This is a genomic window from Arthrobacter arabinosi (assembly GCF_054511115.1).
Window position 1 is genome coordinate 1 of record NZ_JBTNDF010000009.1, and the last position, 16,060, is coordinate 16,060.

Below are 16,060 nucleotides of genomic sequence, written 5' to 3' on the forward strand. Positions count from 1 at the left end.
GACAGTGATAACACTCGTCGGGACCATCGCCATGCTGTGGGTCGGTGGCCACATCATGCTGCAGGGGGCCTACGATCTGGGCTGGCACGCGCCCTATGACCTGGTCCACGTCCTCGAGCACCCCTTCGCCGGAGTCCCCGTAGCGGGCGGCTTCCTGGCCTGGCTCGTCAACACCCTGTGCTCGGCCGTCCTCGGACTCGTCTGGGGCCTCATCGTTCTGGCGATCGTGCACCCGCTCATGAAGGCGCTGCCGTTCGGGAAGAAGGGCGGGCACGAAGAGGGCGACATCCGTGCCGCAGTCGCCGGCCACCATGCGGCGGGACGCGACGGCGGCCCCGCCGCCTGACCGGGCCGTTAGGTGGATCTACATATTTGCTGTGAAGTGAGTGGATCTGTTTTCAAATGAAAGCGGCCCGAGTATGTGCATGTTCAAAGATCAGCTGAGGAAAACGGAGAAAATGAATATCAGACGCAGGTCCTCACCTTCGGCAATCGATACGTTGTGGGCTTGGAGCGGCGAGACTCCGGCATGAGCGAATCGACTGCCGCTCAGCGGGGTACTGCAACCACCCGATATGGGCGATCTCGTGCGCGGCTATCCAGGCGGACAAAGCTCGTTCTCTTAGCCATCCTTCTGGCACTCGCAGTTATCGCTGCAGGGTTTCTGTCCATGACGAACACGGAACCGGTAAGTAGTAAGGATGTGGGGTTCAACGTTGAGCAGAATGGCTTCGCATCCGTTGATTTCGAGGTAATCAAGGATCCGGAAGCGACTGCGCAATGTGCCATTCAGGCGTTGAGCGAGAATTACGCGGTCGTGGGCTGGAAGATTGTCGACATCAGCCCGAACACAGTAGATGTGGGTGCTGATCAGGGGCGTTCCACTGCCCATCGGGTGCAGCTGCGGGTAGACTCGCCGGCGGTAAGCGGTGGAGTCAATTCATGTTGGTTGGTAGAGGATTCTTGACCAGCTGTTGTGGGTCATGACGTTGGTGACACGCGGGTGATGTAAGCGTAAGAAAGGGGTAGATCCCCGATCGCAGGATGGAAGTACCTCTACAAACATCCGCACGAAGGACCTACCCCTCATGACCCACTCTAATGCCCCATTAACACCCGGCGGAAGACGACGCCTGGTCGAACGCTGCCAGCACTGCCCGGTCGCCCACGTCGCGGCGGAGGCCGGGTGGCTCGTCACACGCTCTCGAAATGGGCGCACCGGTACGAGGGCGGGTGCTGAAGGTTTCATTGACTCGCGGCTTAACGTCACCACAGTCGAACCCGTCGCTTACCGACGTTCATTTGTGGCTTGTGTACCCGTTCAGGGAATAACGATGCCGCAGAAAAATCATACGCGCGTGAGGGCCATTGTCTCGGCAATCAGCAGCGAGGCTCACCGCACGTCTCTACCGCCAAGTTCAAGCCATATCGTCAGCGGCGGGGGTTGTCCCGGAAGCGGTTGAGCAGCGACTGTGGAAAGAGGCGGGCTTTAAGACGGGCTGACCAAGAGCTGCGGTGACGGAGCGCCCGCGTGACTGCATCGACGTCCGCCCAGTGGGGGGCCGCCATTGGGCGCACGAATATAACCGGTGGCTGGGCTCCGGTGCTTTCTCCTGTCCTGCTTTCCGGACTGTAATCGGAGTATTCTTCGTGCTCATAGGCGGTCCTCAGCCGTGCGAGGGACGTCGCTGGTTCTGTTGCCAGGGAGGCGTCGCGGGCGAGTCGGCCGGCGAAGGTGCGCGGCGTGTCCGTGGGTTGGAGCGGGTAGCCGTAGTCGCCGGCGATCTCCGTGGTCTCGGCCCAGGCCGCGGTCGCCGCGCCGTCCGTGCCCGCGAGGGCATCGGTTCCGGCCACGGCCCGTCGGCGCGACCGCGTCCTGGCCGTGCGGGCGAGGAACGGCAGGAATGCGAGCAGTGCGATGCCCGTGACGGCGAGCAGGCCGTCGACGGGCCGCGCCTCGTCGGAGGTTCCGTTCGCTCCGGCGGCGTCGGCGGCGTCCGACCCCTCCGCCGTCGATCCTGACTGCCCGGTCACGTCGGGAAGGCCACCGGGATTGAGTGAGTCGGTGTCGTCGGCGCGGGGCCCGACCGGCGCGAACGCCTGCTGGGCGTAGGTGGGAACGACGCCGCGCGACGGGGTCGGTTCGAACTGGACCCATCCCACGCCCTCGAAGTACAGTTCCGGCCACGCGTGGGCGTTGCGGGAGTCGACGACGAATTCGCGCAGCTCCGTTCCCTCGGGGCCCTCCTCCGTGTTGCCCGTGGGGCTGCCCGGTGTGTAGCCGATGGCGACGCGGCTGGGGATCCCCGCCGCGCGGGCCATGACGGCCATGGTCCCCGCGTAATGCACGCAGTACCCGGACTTCGACTCGAGGAACCGGGCCATCACGTCCAGGCCGCTGCCGTCGTACCCGCCGTCCACCGGTGCTTCCACCGAGTAGGTGAAGTCGGGCCCCCGCAGGAAGTTCTGGATGGCCATGGCCTTGTCGTAGGGATTCACGAAGTCGCCGGCGATCTCCTCGGCCGTGGTGCGCACGATGTCCGGGGTGTCGTCCGGCAGCCGCGTGAAGATCTCCGCGACCGCGTCGGGGTCCGAGGGCCGGATGGCGCCGAGCCCGTCGCGCGTCAGCTCCGCCGAACGGCTCTCCACGAGATACCGCTGGCGCGCCGTCGAGCCTCCGTCCGTGGCGAGGATGGTCAGGTTGGCCGGGTCCCAGGCCCAGGTCCCCCGGACGTTCGAGACGCCGACCGGCGAATAGGGTGCCAGGAGCCAGGGGCTCGCGTAACTCTGCGTGGTGACGCGGGTGAAGACGGTCTGTGCCTCCGGTGGGATAGCGGGCGCGCCCTGTTCCGCCTCGAGATCGGTGATGCCCTGCTCGCGGTCCCCGTTCCGCTGTTCGGGCTCCCACCGCCTGCCGCTGAAGTCCTCGATGGTGACCGCGCGGAGGTACAGGGGGTTGTCTGAGTTGGTGGCGTAGGCGATCCGCCCGAAGCCCGTGGGATTGCGGAGGTCGTTGCCGAGCGTCACGGCGGGATTCAGCCCGGTGGCGTTGCCCCAGACGTTCAGGCGCGCTCCCTGGGGGAAGGCGCCGGAGTTGAAGCCGGGGACGAACAGCGGCAGGATCACCGTCACGGCGAGGGCCGCCGCGCCGATGATCATGCTCCGGCCCGCGAAACCCGAGGACGCCCGCGCGCCGCCCGACGCGAGCCGGTTCTCGCGCCACTGCGCCACCGCGAGGAGCAGCAGGTAGGCCACGACGGTGGCGAGAAAGGCGAACATCCCGACGCCGTTCGGCTTCACGATGGCCGGCGCGACCATAACGGTGAGGAGCCCCAGGCCGCTCGCGGCCGGCATGCGCATCGTCACCGCGAAGAGATCCACGATGATGGCGATGAGCCCCAGGGCTGCGCACATGATGAGGAAGATCCCGGCGCCGGGCAGCACCGGAGCCACCTGGGAGACGACGACCTCCTCGGCCTGGGCGAGGAGCCGCTGGAGCTGGAGCGAGGTGCCCGGCCCCGGCACGACGCCGAGGATGCTCTGCCGCGGGAAGAACTGGGCCGTGAGGGTGCCGACGAGCGCGAGCACACCCGCGAGGGGCGCCAGCACGCCGCTCAGGCGGAGTGCCCGCGTCAACGCCATCGCCAGCAGCACGGGGACGAGCGTGCGGACCACGGGCAGGAGCCACGTCCCCGGTTCCACGACTCCGTCGAGGCTCGTCGCCGCGGCGAGCACGGCGAGGAGGGAGGCGCCCGTGACGGACCAGTGCCAGGGACCGGCGGCGGAGGCCGGCCGGGTCGGCGTAGGCGGCACCGGCGCGGGGGCGGGTGCCGAACGGGAGAGTGTCGAGGTCATGCCGGTCCCCTAATGGTGGAACCGCGGCCGGAGCGGGGTGGCTCCAACGGGCCGGCTGCGGCGAAAGAGCGGTCCTGATGAAGGGTGTCCGGCAAGTACTGTGCGCTTGAAGGTCCGATCGGTAGCGACGACGGCTCCGACTATGACATCGTCCTCGTGCCCATTGTTAGCAGGTAGGCGTACCAAGTGTCCTCGTATCATTCCAAGCATCGCGGTGTGCGGCCATCGCTCAGAGAGCTGGCTATTCAACAAGACCATAATGACCGCCGCTCTTGCAGAAGAAGGGTAAAAAGCGGATGCGGTTACCCCTTCGGGTAACCAATCATCCTCTGGTTTGGTCGTGAGCGGGGAGACATGAACTTAACCCGGATTCACAGCGGGAAGTTCCGTCAATCGCATCCGCGATCACGTGTCCGCCGTGTCGAGTTTTCTCGTGTACCCGCGTGAAGGGAGTTGCTGGAGGCTCATCGTCGGCATTCACGCTGCTCCCGTTGTCTGAGGAGATCTGGCAGCTAGCCGTTCTTCGTTGGAAGGTCGGCAGGGGAACTAGCTCCCCAGCCGAGCTCGTACAGGGTTCTGATCAGCTCGAACGGTTCTGTTCAGGCTGGAAACGGGTGTCATTGAGAGTTCGGCTAAGTACTTGCGGCCGACGGGAAGAGAAGAGCCAGTAGGGTGTCTTGTCCTCCTCATCCGATACTTCAACGCGGACCACTCCGTCGATCCACCCGCGGATGCAGAGATAGGCCAAGCCATGCAAGCGAGTACCTCGTTGTGCTGTGGCATTCTCACCAACGAAACCTTGGGCCCGACCTAGATACTGTCGTTCGATAGTTGCTCGTCCCACACGTACTTCTGCAGGTGTTACGCGGATCGTGGGCGTGGAGGTGAGGAGCGCGAAAATCAGGACAACCAGCGTCAAGATGGACGCGACGACGCCGATCAGCATATCGATGGGCGCGAAGATGACGGCAGGAACGAAAGCTAGGCCTACTGTGATGACCCAAATCCAGAAGCTCGGGTAGAGGCGCTCTTCGTACAGGACCTCGCCCTCCTGCCCTACAGATTTCGTGGGTTGTGGGGTGAGGCCGGGTATTTCGTGTGGCTGATACATGAGCGTCTTCCGGTCTGTGTGGTGGGTAACGGTGCCTAGAGCCCTTGAGCGTGTGCGGCGGGGCTGCTTGGTGAGGATGATTCCGATGATGAACAGCAGGGCGGCGGCGGCGGGGTATCCGATCGCTGCGTCCCACAGGCGGATATGTGGGGTTGGCGTTGTGGCGAACTCGTGAGGAAGTGCGCGACGCTGGTCAGAAGCCCGAGGCTCATCAGGATCGGCCCGACGGGTCGTCTCGTTCTGGTAGCGATCGATCTTGTGGCGGTCATGTGTGCTGCGGTGTGTCAGGTGATGGCACGTGCTTTTTCTGCTCATCGCTGCGTGGGGTGATACCCCAGCGGGCTGACAGGGCATGCTCGAGTTTGGTGGCCTCGTTCCGCAGGCCCGGGTCTTCTCCTCGGGCGAGAAGCCCGTACTCGAGGGTGGTGCCTCCCTCTGGCGTTGCACCTGCTTTGATCCATGCACGCCGGCGCGCTGTGATGAGGGAGAGGATGAGCCCGGTCAGGGCGAGGGTGGAGAAAATCAGGGCACCGATTTTGCCCGGATCGTAGGTGATGTCGAGGGCGACGAAGCGTTTCAGGCTGTCGAAGGTGATGGACCCTCGTCCGTCGGGCAGTTCGTAGGTTTGCCCTGGCTCGAGCACGATGCCGCCTGCGTCCAGGTCCCGTCCGTTGAGTTGCGTCAGGTCCGTGGTGTCCAGCTGGTACACGGACCGCGGTGTTCCATCGTCCAGGCCGAGATCACCGTAGTAGGAGTTGAGGTTCAGTCGGGGGTTGAAGGGATCCGGGTCGGAGCCGAAGGCAAGACCTTCGCTGTTCACGACGGCGGTCGGCAGGAAGAACCCGACGAATCCGAGCTGGTCAGGATTCGCGTCGGGCGCCTTAATGACGATAGTCGACGTGTAGGCCGTATCCGTGGGCTGGGAGGGGACGGGGCCGGAAAAGGCGATGTTTCCTTCCCCGTCGCGGACCTCGACGACGGGAGCGTATCCGTTCCCGACGAGATACACGTTGGTGCCACCGATGCCGATAGGGGCGTTGACCTTCAGGACCCGGTCCTCAGCGGGCTGGTCGGGGCTTTCCTGCACGGTCATCCGCGCGGTGAAGTCCAGGGGCTGACCGTAGGTGGCTTGTTCGTCCCGGTTGAAACGGACCTCGAAGTCGTTCAGGGTCAGCGCGAAGGGGGTGAGGGTGTCGGGGTTGAAGTTGGTGCCGGGGGAGAAGGAGTCGTAACCGATGAGGGCGTTGGTGAACCCTTCCCCTTCGACGATGAGTTTCTGCCCCCGGTAGCCGAACATGCCGCCGATAGCGACGGATACCAGCACGCCGATCAGAGCTGTATGGAACAGCAGGTTTCCTGCTTCCTTCATGAAACCCCGCTCGGCACCCACGGACGGTGTGGTCGTGTCTGCGTCGCGGATGTCGACCCGGTACCGGAGATTCCGCAGGATCGCCGCGGCGTCTTTGACCGCCGTGGCCGGGTCGGGGCCGGGCGTTCCCGCGCCGGCACCGTTCAGGATGATGGTGCCGTGTTGGGGGAGTCGCGCGAACCGGCGGGGGGTGCGCGGGGGCGCCGATCGCAGTGCCTTGAGGTGGGCTTTGGTGCGGGGGAGGACGCATCCGACGAGGGACGTGAAGAGCAGGAGGTAGATCGCCGAGAACCAGACCGAGGAGAAGACGTCGAACATCTGCAGGCGGTCTAGCCAGGGCCCTGTGTCGGGGTTGTCCTTCAGGTACTGGGTGACGACGGCAGGATTGGCTCGGCGTTGCGGGAACAGGGATCCGGGGACGGCGGCCACGGCTAGCAGCAGCAGCAACTGCAGGGCTGTCCTCATGCTGGTGAGCTGCCGCCACACCCAGCGGAGCATTTCACCGGCGCTCAGACTGGATACCGAAATATCCGGTGTCTGGTCCGGCCGCGAATCGAGGCCTTGGTCAGGTGCCTGGCCGGGAGCGTCCTCTGGTGTCTGACCGGGTGTCTGCCTGGGTGTCTGATCGGGTGAGGGGTTAGCTGGCATCGTCGGTTCCCGCCGTCGTGGACGGGTTAGGCGATGCGGCGGGGCCTTCGGCGAGTGCGTCTGCGATCAGAGTCTTGAGGGTGCTTTCGTCGGCGACGCCGAGGATGCGGGCGCTGACGCGCCCCTGCCGGTCCAGGACCAGGGTTGTGGGCACGGCCTGCGGCGGAACATAGCTCGTCAAGCTCAGAAGCAGCTTCCCGTCGCGGTCTACGAAGCTGGGATAGGTGATGCCGAAGTTCCGTTCGAACGCCTCAGTCGTGGGCTTCTCGTCGCGGACGTTGATGCCGTAGAACTTGACGCCCTCGGGCGCAAAGGAGGTGCTCAGTGTCTGCAGCATGGGCGCTTCGACCCGGCAGGGGGCGCAAGCCGCGTACCAGACGTTCAGGACGACGACGTCGCCCACCCACTGGCTGGAATCAACGGTCCTTCCGTCGTAGAGCTCACCCGTAACGTCCACCGGTTCGGTTCGGGTATCGGGAGCGTATTCGGCGACCGACCCGTCGCCGGCGATGTAGTTCTTGTTGTCGCCGGCGTTGGCTTGTTCGGCAAGGGAGTTGTTCTGCGCCGAGCATCCGGTGATGAGCAGTGCTGCCGTCGCGAGCAGAGCTACGAATGTCCACGCGCGGGAGCGGGGGCGCGAACTACCGGGCGCCATCGGATCTTGTCGGGGCGCACAGGGCGCGGACGGAGTCCCTGGTGCGTGGGGCGGATGTGGGTTGGTGCGGGTGGAAGCACTCATGGGGCGATCTCTTCTCGATCGTGGCGTGCGCGGGGGAGGGGATGCGTTGGGTGAAAGCATCAGACGGGGGTGAGGAACGTTCCTGCGAGGTTCTGGAGCTGGTAGATCCACAGCATCCAGACGCCGGTGACCATGAGAACTCCGACCAGAACGAGCAGGGCACCGCCGATGAGGTTGAAAACGCGGATGTGGCGGCGTACGAAGGACAGGGCGGTAGTGACCCACTGCACTCCCAGCGCGACGAGGATGAACGGTACGCCCAAGCCCAGGCAGTAGACGAATCCCAGGAGCGCCCCACGCCACGCGGTGCCGGTGGTGGTGCTCAGAGCCAGGACAGCGCTGAGGGTGGGGCCCATGCAGGGAGTCCAGCCCAGACCGAAGACCACACCGAGCAGGGGTGCACCGGCGACGCCGGTGCGCGGCCGCCATGACATTTTCGCGGTCCGCTGCAGGAACGGAAGCCGGCCGACCAGTGCCAGTCCCATCACAATGACGAACACGCCGAGGACCCGGATGAGTGGGTCCTGCCAGCGTAGAAGCCAGGAACCGATGACACCGAACGCGGCGCCGTAGAGGGTGAACACGAGGGCGAAGCCGAGGATGAACAGGGCGACACCGGTCAGCAGGCGGCGCCGGTTGTCCGGGCGGCCGGGTTCCGCTAGTCCGGAGACATAGCCGAGGTAGCCCGGGATGAGCGGCAGGATGCAAGGGGAGAGGAAGGACACGAGCCCTGCAATCATCGCCAAGGGTATTGCGGCCAGCAGCGCCCCGGACTGGACACTGTCCGCGAAGTATTCACCGATGCTCATCAGTGATGTACCAGCCGGGCCGCGATGGTTGCCGGGCAGGCAAGGGTTCGAGGGTGATGCAGGGAAGTCATGGGTGGGGTCCTTGGAAACACGACAGCACCTAGCAAGAGAGCGTGAGGCCGCCGCGAAAAGTAGGCAGGGCTCGTCCGGCAGTCATTGAACCTGGCGAAGGAGCGGGGCGGACGCGGGAGAGGCGCTGAATCCTAGATACGGCTGATCGACAGTTGCAGCAGGCAGACGCCGTTTGAGTGCAGAAGGGGCGGTACGGACGGGCATAACTCCTGCGTCCTGTTACGGCCGGGCAGGAAGACCATCGTGCGCAGACAGTAGAGGCCTATGAGACCGGCAACGACGAGCACCATCGAACACAAGGCGGTCGCTACCAGGTGCCCATCAGGACAGGCGGCAGCACACACATCTTCCAGGAGGGCGTGCTGACTGAAGTCCGGCCCTATAAAGGGGGACGGGGTCTGGTAAAGGACCTCAGCAGGCATCAGGGCTGCGGGGGAAGCGGCTGCCTGTTGCATGATCGTCGTCACAGAGGCGGGCTGTCCGGTTCCACCGCTGCTGTTCGAGAGCGCCGGCCCGGCCCACACGTGCAGGATGGTGATACCCAGCAGGAGAACGAGAACCCGCAGGTGCCACCGGGCTGGCGAGGGAACGGCAGAGGAATTCAAGAGCATCATCTGATGCATGACTCTCCCAACACTCCTGCTGCATCGTTCGTTCTCAACGGCCTGGCCCTACCTCATTCTACCGGCGGACAGTAACGGCCCTGATCCGATGGGCGTCCCTCGAGTACCGCGGCCAGGGCCCACAGCCGATCTCGGTAGAGCCGCACGGGTACATCCGCTCACCAAACCGACCCTCCTCGCCGATTCAGCCATTCATGTATAGTACAGCGAGTGCTGACTGATAAACCACGCCTTGATGTGATGAACCGTCTGGGGCGGGCGATGGCCGATCCGACCCGGTCCCGCCTCCTCATGACCCTGCTCGACCATCCCGCCTATCCGGCGGACCTCGCCCGCGAGCTGGAGCTCACCCGGTCAAATGTCTCCAATCACCTTGCGTGCCTTCGGGACTGCGGCATCGTCATCGCACGCGCCGAGGGCCGGCACACGCGCTACCAGATAGCTGATCCACACCTGGCTAAGATCCTGACGTCGCTGGTTGAGGTAAGCCTCGCGGTCAACGAAGGAGCACCGTGCCTGGAGGCCGGATGCTCTCTGCCCGGTTGCCAGGATTCGGTGGTCACTGCGTGATTCCGCCCTCGATCCTCCCAGCCATGGGCCTGTTCTTTCTCACCACCATCGATGACACCATCGTCCTCGCCCTGTTCTTCGCGCGCGGAACGGGACAATGAGGAACCACTGCCCGCGTCCTCGGCGGACAGTACCTTTTTCACAGCGCCTCGGACGGCAACAGGAGGAAACCGTGATGAGTGAGGACGAGCCTGCTGCCTCCGCTGCATCCAGAGCACGCAAGAGAACCCGGGTTTGGATGCTGGTCGGGTCTCTGATCCCGGTAGGTGTTGACCTCGCCGTGAAGGCAATCGTCGAACTGCAGCTGCGTGAGGGCCAGACCATCGAGGGCGGACTCGTGGACCTGCGGCTGCACTTCAACCCGGGTGTCGCGTTCAGCTTCGGGGCCGATCTGCCGCCGATTGTCATCCTCCTCGGCACTGGGGCGATCATCGTAGGACTGGCGTGGTTCCTCCTGGCGTCAGCCCCGACGCTGGGCCGCCTGGGCCAAGTAGGAGGGTCTCTGCTTCTTGGCGGGGCACTGGGCAATTTGCTCGATCGGCTGGCTGACGGTGGTGTGGCCGATTACCTGCACGTCTCCTGGTTCTCCACCTTCAACCTTGCTGATGTCTTCGTCTCGATCGGTGTCGGGCTGCTAATCCTGGGAACCTTGGTGGGCCCCGCGGCCGCACCCCCGAGTCGCATGACTTCTAACTTCCCTGCCACACGTTCTAAATCTCCGTGTCAGTCTCCGCGTCAGTCACTGACGCCAGCATCGAGAGCCATTCGGGTTGGGGTTTACCGGAGCCTGAGGCAGGTGGGGGGACCCATAGACGTCAACATAAGTTGACATAACCTACGTTATCGGCGATTAATAGAGCAGTGTCAAAGCGCGGGAATCATCAGGACATGACGACAGCAAAATAGTAGAGAATAACAACTAGTCCGACCACGCTCCGGGCCGCGAGTAAGAGCAGCCCCTCCGGCTGCGGTTATTTTCGCCCGGTAAGCAGTGTGCCTTGAATCGCCGTCCGGGGCACGGGGCCATAGTCCCTGGAATCGACCGACACGCCGCGGTTGTCGCCCAAGACGAAAACATAACCTGTAGGTACCGTCTGGGGCCCGAAGTACGTTGCATCGATGCGACTGCGATCGATGAAGGGCTCTGAAATGGGAATGTCGTCGACATAGAGTTCCCCGTCTCGGATGGCGACGGTCTGCCCCTCTCCCGCGACAACCCTTTTAATGGTTGCGTGGCCGTCCAAGGGGCTAGTGAAGGCGATCACCACACCATTGGGGAACGTGTCCAAAGCGGCCGCAGGCTTGTACAGGAGCACGACCGCACCCGACGAGATAGTTGGTTCCATACTGTCGGAGGAAACGGTGAAAGGTTCCATCACCCACGCACGGACAGCAAGAACCACCAGGACAGGAACCAACGCCACGACCAGATAGCGGGTCCACTCCCCTGACAACGACTGCACCTTCAACCGCGTCCGCCACCGCCGGCCGCCGCCTGATGGTGTGGTCCTCAACCTACCTCGTCGTCCCACACAGCTCGGGCCGCCGTCATCGGATCGTTGGGGTCCAGATCGCCCTCCAACCGGCCCACCCGGAACTGGGCCATCATGTCGTGGTCCTCATGGGGCAGGTTGTGGCAGTGCATCATGTAGAGGCCCGGGTGCGGAGTGAACTTCATCAGGAGTCGGACGGTCTCGCCTTCGCCCACGTACACCACGTCCTTCGGTCCGCGTTCATAGGAGAAGGCTGCCCTTCCATTGCGGCTGAGGACCTGGAAGTCGACGAGGTGGATGTGCAAGGGGTGGAACCAGCCGCCCGAACTGTTCTCGATCTCCCAGATCTCCACGGAGTTCAGGGCCGGATCGGCGATGATCTTCTTGTAGCCGCTGGTGATTACGTCCTGCCAACTGTCATCGTTGATCGTCCACAGATTGGTGCTGTCATTGCGCTTGACCCGGAACCTGCGGGTCTTCACGGACTGCCCGGCCGTTAGCGACATCGCTTCGCTACCGGTCAGGGTTGTCGGGATCCGGTTCCATGTCGGGTCCGTGGTATCCACCGGCTCGTCCGTCACGTCGAACGCCATGATCTTGTTGGTGAAGTCGTAGTCCACATTGTTGTTGTTCGAGAGGTTCCGCAGTTCGATCCGCTGCCCCGTGGCGTACTTCCGGAAGTCGATCAGGACCTCGTACCGCTCCGCACCGGCATGTCGGTAGTTCGCCACGCTCTGCGCTGTCGGCATCAGACCGCCATCGGTACCGACCACCACCAAGGGCGCCCCCGTGCTGAGCGTCGGCCGCAGCGACCGGGAGATCGAAGCGTTCAGGATCCTGAAACGGTACACACGCTTCTGCACCTTCATCACGGGCCAGGGCTTCCCGTTCACCAGGATCACGTCCCCCCAGAGGCCCGAGTGGCTGTTGTCGTCATAGCCTAGAGACCCGTCCTCGGCGAACATCGCATCACTGATGGTCAGGGCGACGTCATAACGGCCCTGCGGCAACAGCTGGCGCTCGAGCGGATCGTGCATGTGGTACTGCCCGACGAGACCGAAATACACGTTCAGGGCCGTGAAATGCACACCGTGATCGTGGTACCAGAGCGTGCGCGCCGGCTGGAAATTGGGGTACCGATAATCCTTATAGAACCCGGGGCGGGTGATGTCGCTGGCATACCCGTCGTACTGCGGCAGCGACGCGGACCCGTGCAGGTGGGTCGAGGTAGTCAGGGGGTGCCCGTCGAACGGATGCTGTGCCGGCAGCTGGTTACGCATCCGCACGACTGCTTTCGTGCCCTTGTCCAGGCTGATGGTCGGGCCCGGGAACAACCCGTTGTATCCGAGGATGGGGGTAGTCAGTCGCGGCAGGATCTGGGCGGTGGCCGCCTTTTCCGTCAGCTTGTAGTAGTTGACGGGCAACCCGTCGGCCGGGTCGATGCCGGTGGAGGATGGTTGGAGCATCGGGGCCTGGACGAACGGGGCCTGGAACGGCCGCGGCATCTGGCTGGAATCGAGCCGGCTCGCCGACTTCGCCTCCACCGACCCCGCCGGCAACGTTGCAGCACCTGCGCCAAGAACTCCGAGCCCTCCGAACAGGAGAACATTACGGCGTGAAGTTGACATTGCAGGTCTCCCTTGGTTAGTACCCCGACCATCCCGCACCCAGGTTGGAGATTCCCTGCACCCGATCCCGCTCATCCTTGAACGACCCCTAGAAACATCCATGCAAACCCCAAGAAAACAACACCCCGCACCCCGGGGATGACCGCGCTTGTCAGCCCGTGGTGTCCCACGCCCCAGGAGCCGGCCCCGTGCTTGTCACCCTCGGTGGTGTCCCGGCCCAAGGGACAATTTGCCCCCATCGGGCACTTCCAGCGTCAAGTCGATGGCCTTGTCCGGGAGCTCGAAGACGAGCACCGCATCGATAGTTTCCCCTTGGCGCGCCTGGGCGGGAGCAGGAGCGGACCAGACCGCTTTCCACGTCTCGCCGCCGAGGGCTGAGACGGCGTACTCTGCCGGGTCGAAGGACAGGCCGCTTACCTCCATCGCCGTCAGCTCCAGCAGGATGCGGACCCGGTGGAGCTCGTCACCGGGGGGACTGGCAAAGGCGGTGGAAGGTTGGGGAGGCATCCACTCGTCGGTTTCGGTTGGTATGACTCCCTGGATGCGTGCAAGCCCACCCTCGACGCTGGCAGAGCCGCCCAGAGAAGTAGGGGGTGTCCTGGGCGCGGCCATCAGGACGTTCATGACCACGGCGCCGACAAGGGCGAGCAAGAGCAATGGAATCAGGAACTTCAGGCGCCTGCGTGAGGCCCTCGGACCTTTTTTTGATGCCGCGGGTCTCGTTGGTGCTGTCGTTGCCATGTGGGCTACTGTCGCGCGGCCTGCTAGGGAATCCCTAGGGAATTCCTAGGGACCTGCGAACACCAGCGCCACCATCCTGCACTGACTCCGAAGATGTGGCGTTGATGAGCCGAGCTGCCCTACCCGGTCCCAGCATCCTGTGATGCCGCGGGGCGCCGATCACCGTGACCCCATGGGCACGGTGGCACCATAACCATCTGGCAGCCCTCGTACCTCTTGTGCATTGAGCGGTTTCAGTCCTTTGTAGCGTCCCTTGCCTCTATGCGGCCGATGCCTGGCAGGAAGCGTCCGACTCTCGCGGTGTAGTCGTCATAGGCGCCCTGATGGATGCGGTTCAGGTAGGGCTCTTCGACGAACCGGACCTGGATCTCCACCGCAAGGAACAGGCAGGCCAGGGCCGCTGCGCCGACCGGTGTGGGGACCATGAGCATGATTCCGGTCATCGCTGCGAGCATGGCGGAGAACACGGGGTTGCGGACTACGGCGAACAGGCCGGTCGTGACCAGGTCAGTGTGCTCGGTGGTGTCGACGCCGATGCGCCAGGAAGCGCCCATCCCAGTCTGGGCAGCCAGTGTGCCGACAAACCCGATGATAGTGACCTCAGTCCCGATACAGGGAAGGCCGGGCAGTTGAGGCGGGACGACGAGGTCGGCGAGGGCCAGGGCGGGGCCGGCAGCACCGAGCACGATGGCTGCAATGAAGAGAACGCCACCCCACCATTCGATGGACCCGGGCATCCCGCTGATGCCGCGGAAGCCCGTGGACCCGGTTTTCCGCCAGTGCATCCAGGACCGTACCCCGAAGGCGGTGATGACACCGACCGTATAGAGACCCAGGGCGAGAAGCGATGCTGTCTGCGTTGACACGATCAGCCTCAATTCCATCGAACACGAGGGTTAGCACGATCCTAGATAGGCGCCGGGACACTCATAGAATCCTTAGGTGAAGACGTGGAGGAAGCGGAAGAACACCGAGGCCGCGACGGCGATGTAGGTCAGGACGATGATCGGTCCGATCCAGGCTGCGAGCCCGCGGGTGAGAGCAGCGGGTGCCGGGATGACACCTTGGGCCATGTTCCGGACGGTGGTGAGGATGAACAGTGGGATCATGGCTGCCCACACGATCATGCAGTAGAGGCAGAGGATGTAGATGTCGAACAGGGCCTGGCTCCACAGCCAGGTCGCAAACACCGCACCGAGTGTGACACCTACCTGCAAGCCCGCCCAGTACCAGCGGGTGAAGCGGGCGCTGGCGAGCAAGGCCATGCCGGTGGTGATGATGATGGTGAAGCCGACGAGACCGATGAAGGGGTTCGGGAAGCCGAAGAGTTCAGATTGCCAGGTGTCCATAACCTGCCCGCAGGACACCCATGGGTTGATGTCGCAACTGGTGACATGGTCCGGGTTCCGGTACAGCTCGAGCTTTTCGAGGATCAGGATCCCCGCGGCAACCCATCCGATGACACCAGTGACCACGAGCATGACACCGAAGGGAATCCTGCGTGCGAACCCGGGCATCGAGGCCACGTCGTCCTGAGCGGGTTCCTGGATTGAGGAAACATCGTCTGCGGTCGGGTGAGACATGGTGGGTGGTCTTTCGCCGGGAGTCGTGATCAGTCCGCGATGGCGGTTTCAATGAGACTGCGGAATTCCTCAAGCGTGGACGGCTGGATTTTCTCGCCATCGAGGAAGAAGGTGGGGGTGCCCTCGACGTTCAGCGCCATGCCGTCCGCCTTGTCGACGTCGACCCGCTCCATTGTTGCTGGGTCGGCGATCGCCGCGTCGTAGGCCGCCATGTCCAGGCCGAGGTCTTCGGCGTAACCGCGGAATACCGGTGACCGGTCCTCATCGGCCTCGCCCCACTCGGTCTGTGTCTCATACATGCGGGCGTGCATGTCCTTGAACTTGCCCTGCTGCGCTGCGGCCTCGACGGCGGCGGCCGCGGTTTCTGAGTTCCGGTGCCCGGGCAGCGGGAAGTACCGGGAGACGACGGTCAGGTTCTCCCCGTATTCCTCGGAGAGGTCCTCCACGACCGGATACGCGGCGAGACACGCTTCGCATTCGAAGTCGAGGAACTCGACCAGGACGGCTTTCTCGTCCGGTGCCTGGGACAGGCGGTGGCTGTCCCCGCGCACGACCTCGGCCGTGGTGGCCGTGCCGGCAGCCTGTCCCTCATCCTCGCCAAGAGTGTTGAAAAGGATCACCAAGCCGATGACGAGAGCGACAGCGGCGAGCAGGCCGACCATGACCCGGTTCTGCAGGCTCAGCCCCTTCTTCGCGTCAGGGGTCGTGGGTGGAGCGGGGGCGGGGGTCGGCACGGTGGTGTCTCCTCGTCATGGAACTGCAGGGAACTATGTGGTCGTGCTCATTCCCCGCCGGGTGCAGGGAATTACTGGTGAATTA

Annotated in this window: 16 protein-coding genes and 2 pseudogenes; 6 read left to right on the forward strand and 12 right to left on the reverse strand. The window is 64.0% G+C overall.

Annotated features, from left to right (window positions below; genetic code table 11):
* From ACX80P_RS15680 to ACX80P_RS15690, 3 genes and pseudogenes are all read left to right on the forward strand, one after another.
* Positions 1 to 346 (forward strand): DUF808 family protein (locus ACX80P_RS15680; RefSeq protein WP_459279045.1); only part of this gene is annotated, 346 nt, incomplete at its 5' end.
* A gap of 183 nt (positions 347 to 529) precedes the next feature.
* Complete coding sequence (locus tag ACX80P_RS15685; protein ID WP_459279046.1) at positions 530 to 967, forward strand: DUF4307 domain-containing protein; 438 nt, start codon at positions 530 to 532, stop codon at positions 965 to 967.
* Positions 968 to 1,088: 121 nt separating this feature from the next.
* Positions 1,089 to 1,225 (forward strand): annotated as a pseudogene (locus ACX80P_RS15690) (IS481 family transposase); the annotation flags it as partial.
* Positions 1,226 to 1,431: 206 nt separating this feature from the next.
* Here ACX80P_RS15690 and ACX80P_RS15695 read toward each other — a convergent pair.
* The 6 genes from ACX80P_RS15695 to ACX80P_RS15720 all read right to left on the reverse strand — a co-directional run bounded on the left by ACX80P_RS15695 (position 1,432) and on the right by ACX80P_RS15720 (position 9,226).
* Positions 1,432 to 3,855, reverse strand: a complete 2,424-nt coding sequence (locus ACX80P_RS15695) for a transglutaminase TgpA family protein (protein WP_459279047.1) — start codon at positions 3,853 to 3,855, stop codon at positions 1,432 to 1,434.
* Between the two features lie 580 nt (positions 3,856 to 4,435).
* Positions 4,436 to 5,281, reverse strand: a complete 846-nt coding sequence (locus ACX80P_RS15700; protein WP_459279048.1) for a DUF3093 domain-containing protein — start codon at positions 5,279 to 5,281, stop codon at positions 4,436 to 4,438.
* Positions 5,232 to 6,800: a cytochrome c biogenesis protein ResB gene (gene resB, locus ACX80P_RS15705; RefSeq protein WP_459279050.1), complete on the reverse strand. Its 1,569-nt coding sequence runs from the start codon at positions 6,798 to 6,800 to the stop codon at positions 5,232 to 5,234. The genes ACX80P_RS15700 and resB overlap by 50 nt, the downstream gene beginning before the upstream one ends.
* Before the next feature lie 172 nt (positions 6,801 to 6,972).
* Positions 6,973 to 7,638: a TlpA family protein disulfide reductase gene (locus tag ACX80P_RS15710; RefSeq protein WP_459279051.1), complete on the reverse strand. Its 666-nt coding sequence runs from the start codon at positions 7,636 to 7,638 to the stop codon at positions 6,973 to 6,975.
* A gap of 143 nt (positions 7,639 to 7,781) precedes the next feature.
* A complete protein-coding gene (locus ACX80P_RS15715) occupies positions 7,782 to 8,531 on the reverse strand; it encodes a cytochrome c biogenesis CcdA family protein (protein ID WP_459279052.1) in 750 nt (249 codons plus the stop codon).
* A 203-nt stretch (positions 8,532 to 8,734) separates the two neighbouring features.
* A complete protein-coding gene (locus tag ACX80P_RS15720) occupies positions 8,735 to 9,226 on the reverse strand; it encodes a hypothetical protein (protein ID WP_459279053.1) in 492 nt (163 codons plus the stop codon).
* A 210-nt stretch (positions 9,227 to 9,436) separates the two neighbouring features.
* Here ACX80P_RS15720 and cmtR point away from each other — a divergent pair, with 210 nt between their 5' ends.
* From cmtR to lspA, 3 genes and pseudogenes are all read left to right on the forward strand, one after another.
* Entirely contained in the window at positions 9,437 to 9,796 is a 360-nt protein-coding gene (gene cmtR / locus ACX80P_RS15725; RefSeq protein WP_104119248.1) for a Cd(II)/Pb(II)-sensing metalloregulatory transcriptional regulator CmtR, read from the forward strand.
* Positions 9,793 to 9,894 (forward strand): annotated as a pseudogene (locus ACX80P_RS15730) (cadmium resistance transporter); the annotation flags it as partial. The gene cmtR and the pseudogene ACX80P_RS15730, both read left to right, overlap by 4 nt.
* Before the next feature lie 77 nt (positions 9,895 to 9,971).
* A complete protein-coding gene (lspA, locus tag ACX80P_RS15735; RefSeq protein WP_459279054.1) occupies positions 9,972 to 10,625 on the forward strand; it encodes a signal peptidase II in 654 nt (217 codons plus the stop codon).
* A gap of 142 nt (positions 10,626 to 10,767) precedes the next feature.
* On the opposite strand, the gene lepB is transcribed toward lspA, so the two are convergent.
* From lepB to ACX80P_RS15765, 6 genes are all read right to left on the reverse strand, one after another.
* Positions 10,768 to 11,250 (reverse strand): signal peptidase I, encoded by a 483-nt coding sequence (gene lepB / locus ACX80P_RS15740; protein ID WP_459279056.1) that lies wholly within the window; start codon positions 11,248 to 11,250, stop codon positions 10,768 to 10,770.
* Between the two features lie 56 nt (positions 11,251 to 11,306).
* Positions 11,307 to 12,992, reverse strand: coding sequence for a multicopper oxidase family protein (locus ACX80P_RS15745; RefSeq protein ID WP_459279057.1), 1,686 nt, complete (start codon positions 12,990 to 12,992; stop codon positions 11,307 to 11,309).
* Positions 12,993 to 13,112: 120 nt separating this feature from the next.
* Positions 13,113 to 13,541 carry a hypothetical protein gene (locus ACX80P_RS15750; RefSeq protein WP_459279059.1) on the reverse strand — a complete coding sequence of 143 codons (429 nt, stop codon included), beginning with the start codon at positions 13,539 to 13,541 and terminating at the stop codon, positions 13,113 to 13,115.
* Positions 13,542 to 13,891: 350 nt separating this feature from the next.
* Complete coding sequence (locus ACX80P_RS15755; protein WP_459279060.1) at positions 13,892 to 14,524, reverse strand: methyltransferase family protein; 633 nt, start codon at positions 14,522 to 14,524, stop codon at positions 13,892 to 13,894.
* Between the two features lie 72 nt (positions 14,525 to 14,596).
* Complete coding sequence (locus tag ACX80P_RS15760; RefSeq protein WP_104119130.1) at positions 14,597 to 15,241, reverse strand: vitamin K epoxide reductase family protein; 645 nt, start codon at positions 15,239 to 15,241, stop codon at positions 14,597 to 14,599.
* Between the two features lie 29 nt (positions 15,242 to 15,270).
* Positions 15,271 to 15,903, reverse strand: a complete 633-nt coding sequence (locus ACX80P_RS15765) for a DsbA family protein (RefSeq protein WP_459279061.1) — start codon at positions 15,901 to 15,903, stop codon at positions 15,271 to 15,273.
* Between the last annotated feature and the right edge of the window lie 157 nt (positions 15,904 to 16,060).

Coding starts and splice junctions, on each gene's coding strand:
- ACX80P_RS15695 (WP_459279047.1), bottom strand. CDS start 3,855: ATGACCTCGACACTCTCCCGTTCGGCACCCGCCCCCGCGCCGGTGCCG.
- ACX80P_RS15720 (WP_459279053.1), bottom strand. CDS start 9,226: ATGCATCAGATGATGCTCTTGAATTCCTCTGCCGTTCCCTCGCCAGCC.
- ACX80P_RS15745 (WP_459279057.1), bottom strand. CDS start 12,992: ATGAGCGGGATCGGGTGCAGGGAATCTCCAACCTGGGTGCGGGATGGT.
- resB (WP_459279050.1), bottom strand. CDS start 6,800: ATGAGGACAGCCCTGCAGTTGCTGCTGCTGCTAGCCGTGGCCGCCGTC.
- lspA (WP_459279054.1), top strand. CDS start 9,972: ATGAGTGAGGACGAGCCTGCTGCCTCCGCTGCATCCAGAGCACGCAAG.
- ACX80P_RS15750 (WP_459279059.1), bottom strand. CDS start 13,541: ATGAACGTCCTGATGGCCGCGCCCAGGACACCCCCTACTTCTCTGGGC.
- ACX80P_RS15710 (WP_459279051.1), bottom strand. CDS start 7,638: ATGGCGCCCGGTAGTTCGCGCCCCCGCTCCCGCGCGTGGACATTCGTA.
- ACX80P_RS15765 (WP_459279061.1), bottom strand. CDS start 15,903: ATGGTCGGCCTGCTCGCCGCTGTCGCTCTCGTCATCGGCTTGGTGATC.
- ACX80P_RS15760 (WP_104119130.1), bottom strand. CDS start 15,241: ATGTCTCACCCGACCGCAGACGATGTTTCCTCAATCCAGGAACCCGCT.
- ACX80P_RS15685 (WP_459279046.1), top strand. CDS start 530: ATGAGCGAATCGACTGCCGCTCAGCGGGGTACTGCAACCACCCGATAT.
- ACX80P_RS15700 (WP_459279048.1), bottom strand. CDS start 5,281: ATGAGCAGAAAAAGCACGTGCCATCACCTGACACACCGCAGCACACAT.
- ACX80P_RS15715 (WP_459279052.1), bottom strand. CDS start 8,531: ATGAGCATCGGTGAATACTTCGCGGACAGTGTCCAGTCCGGGGCGCTG.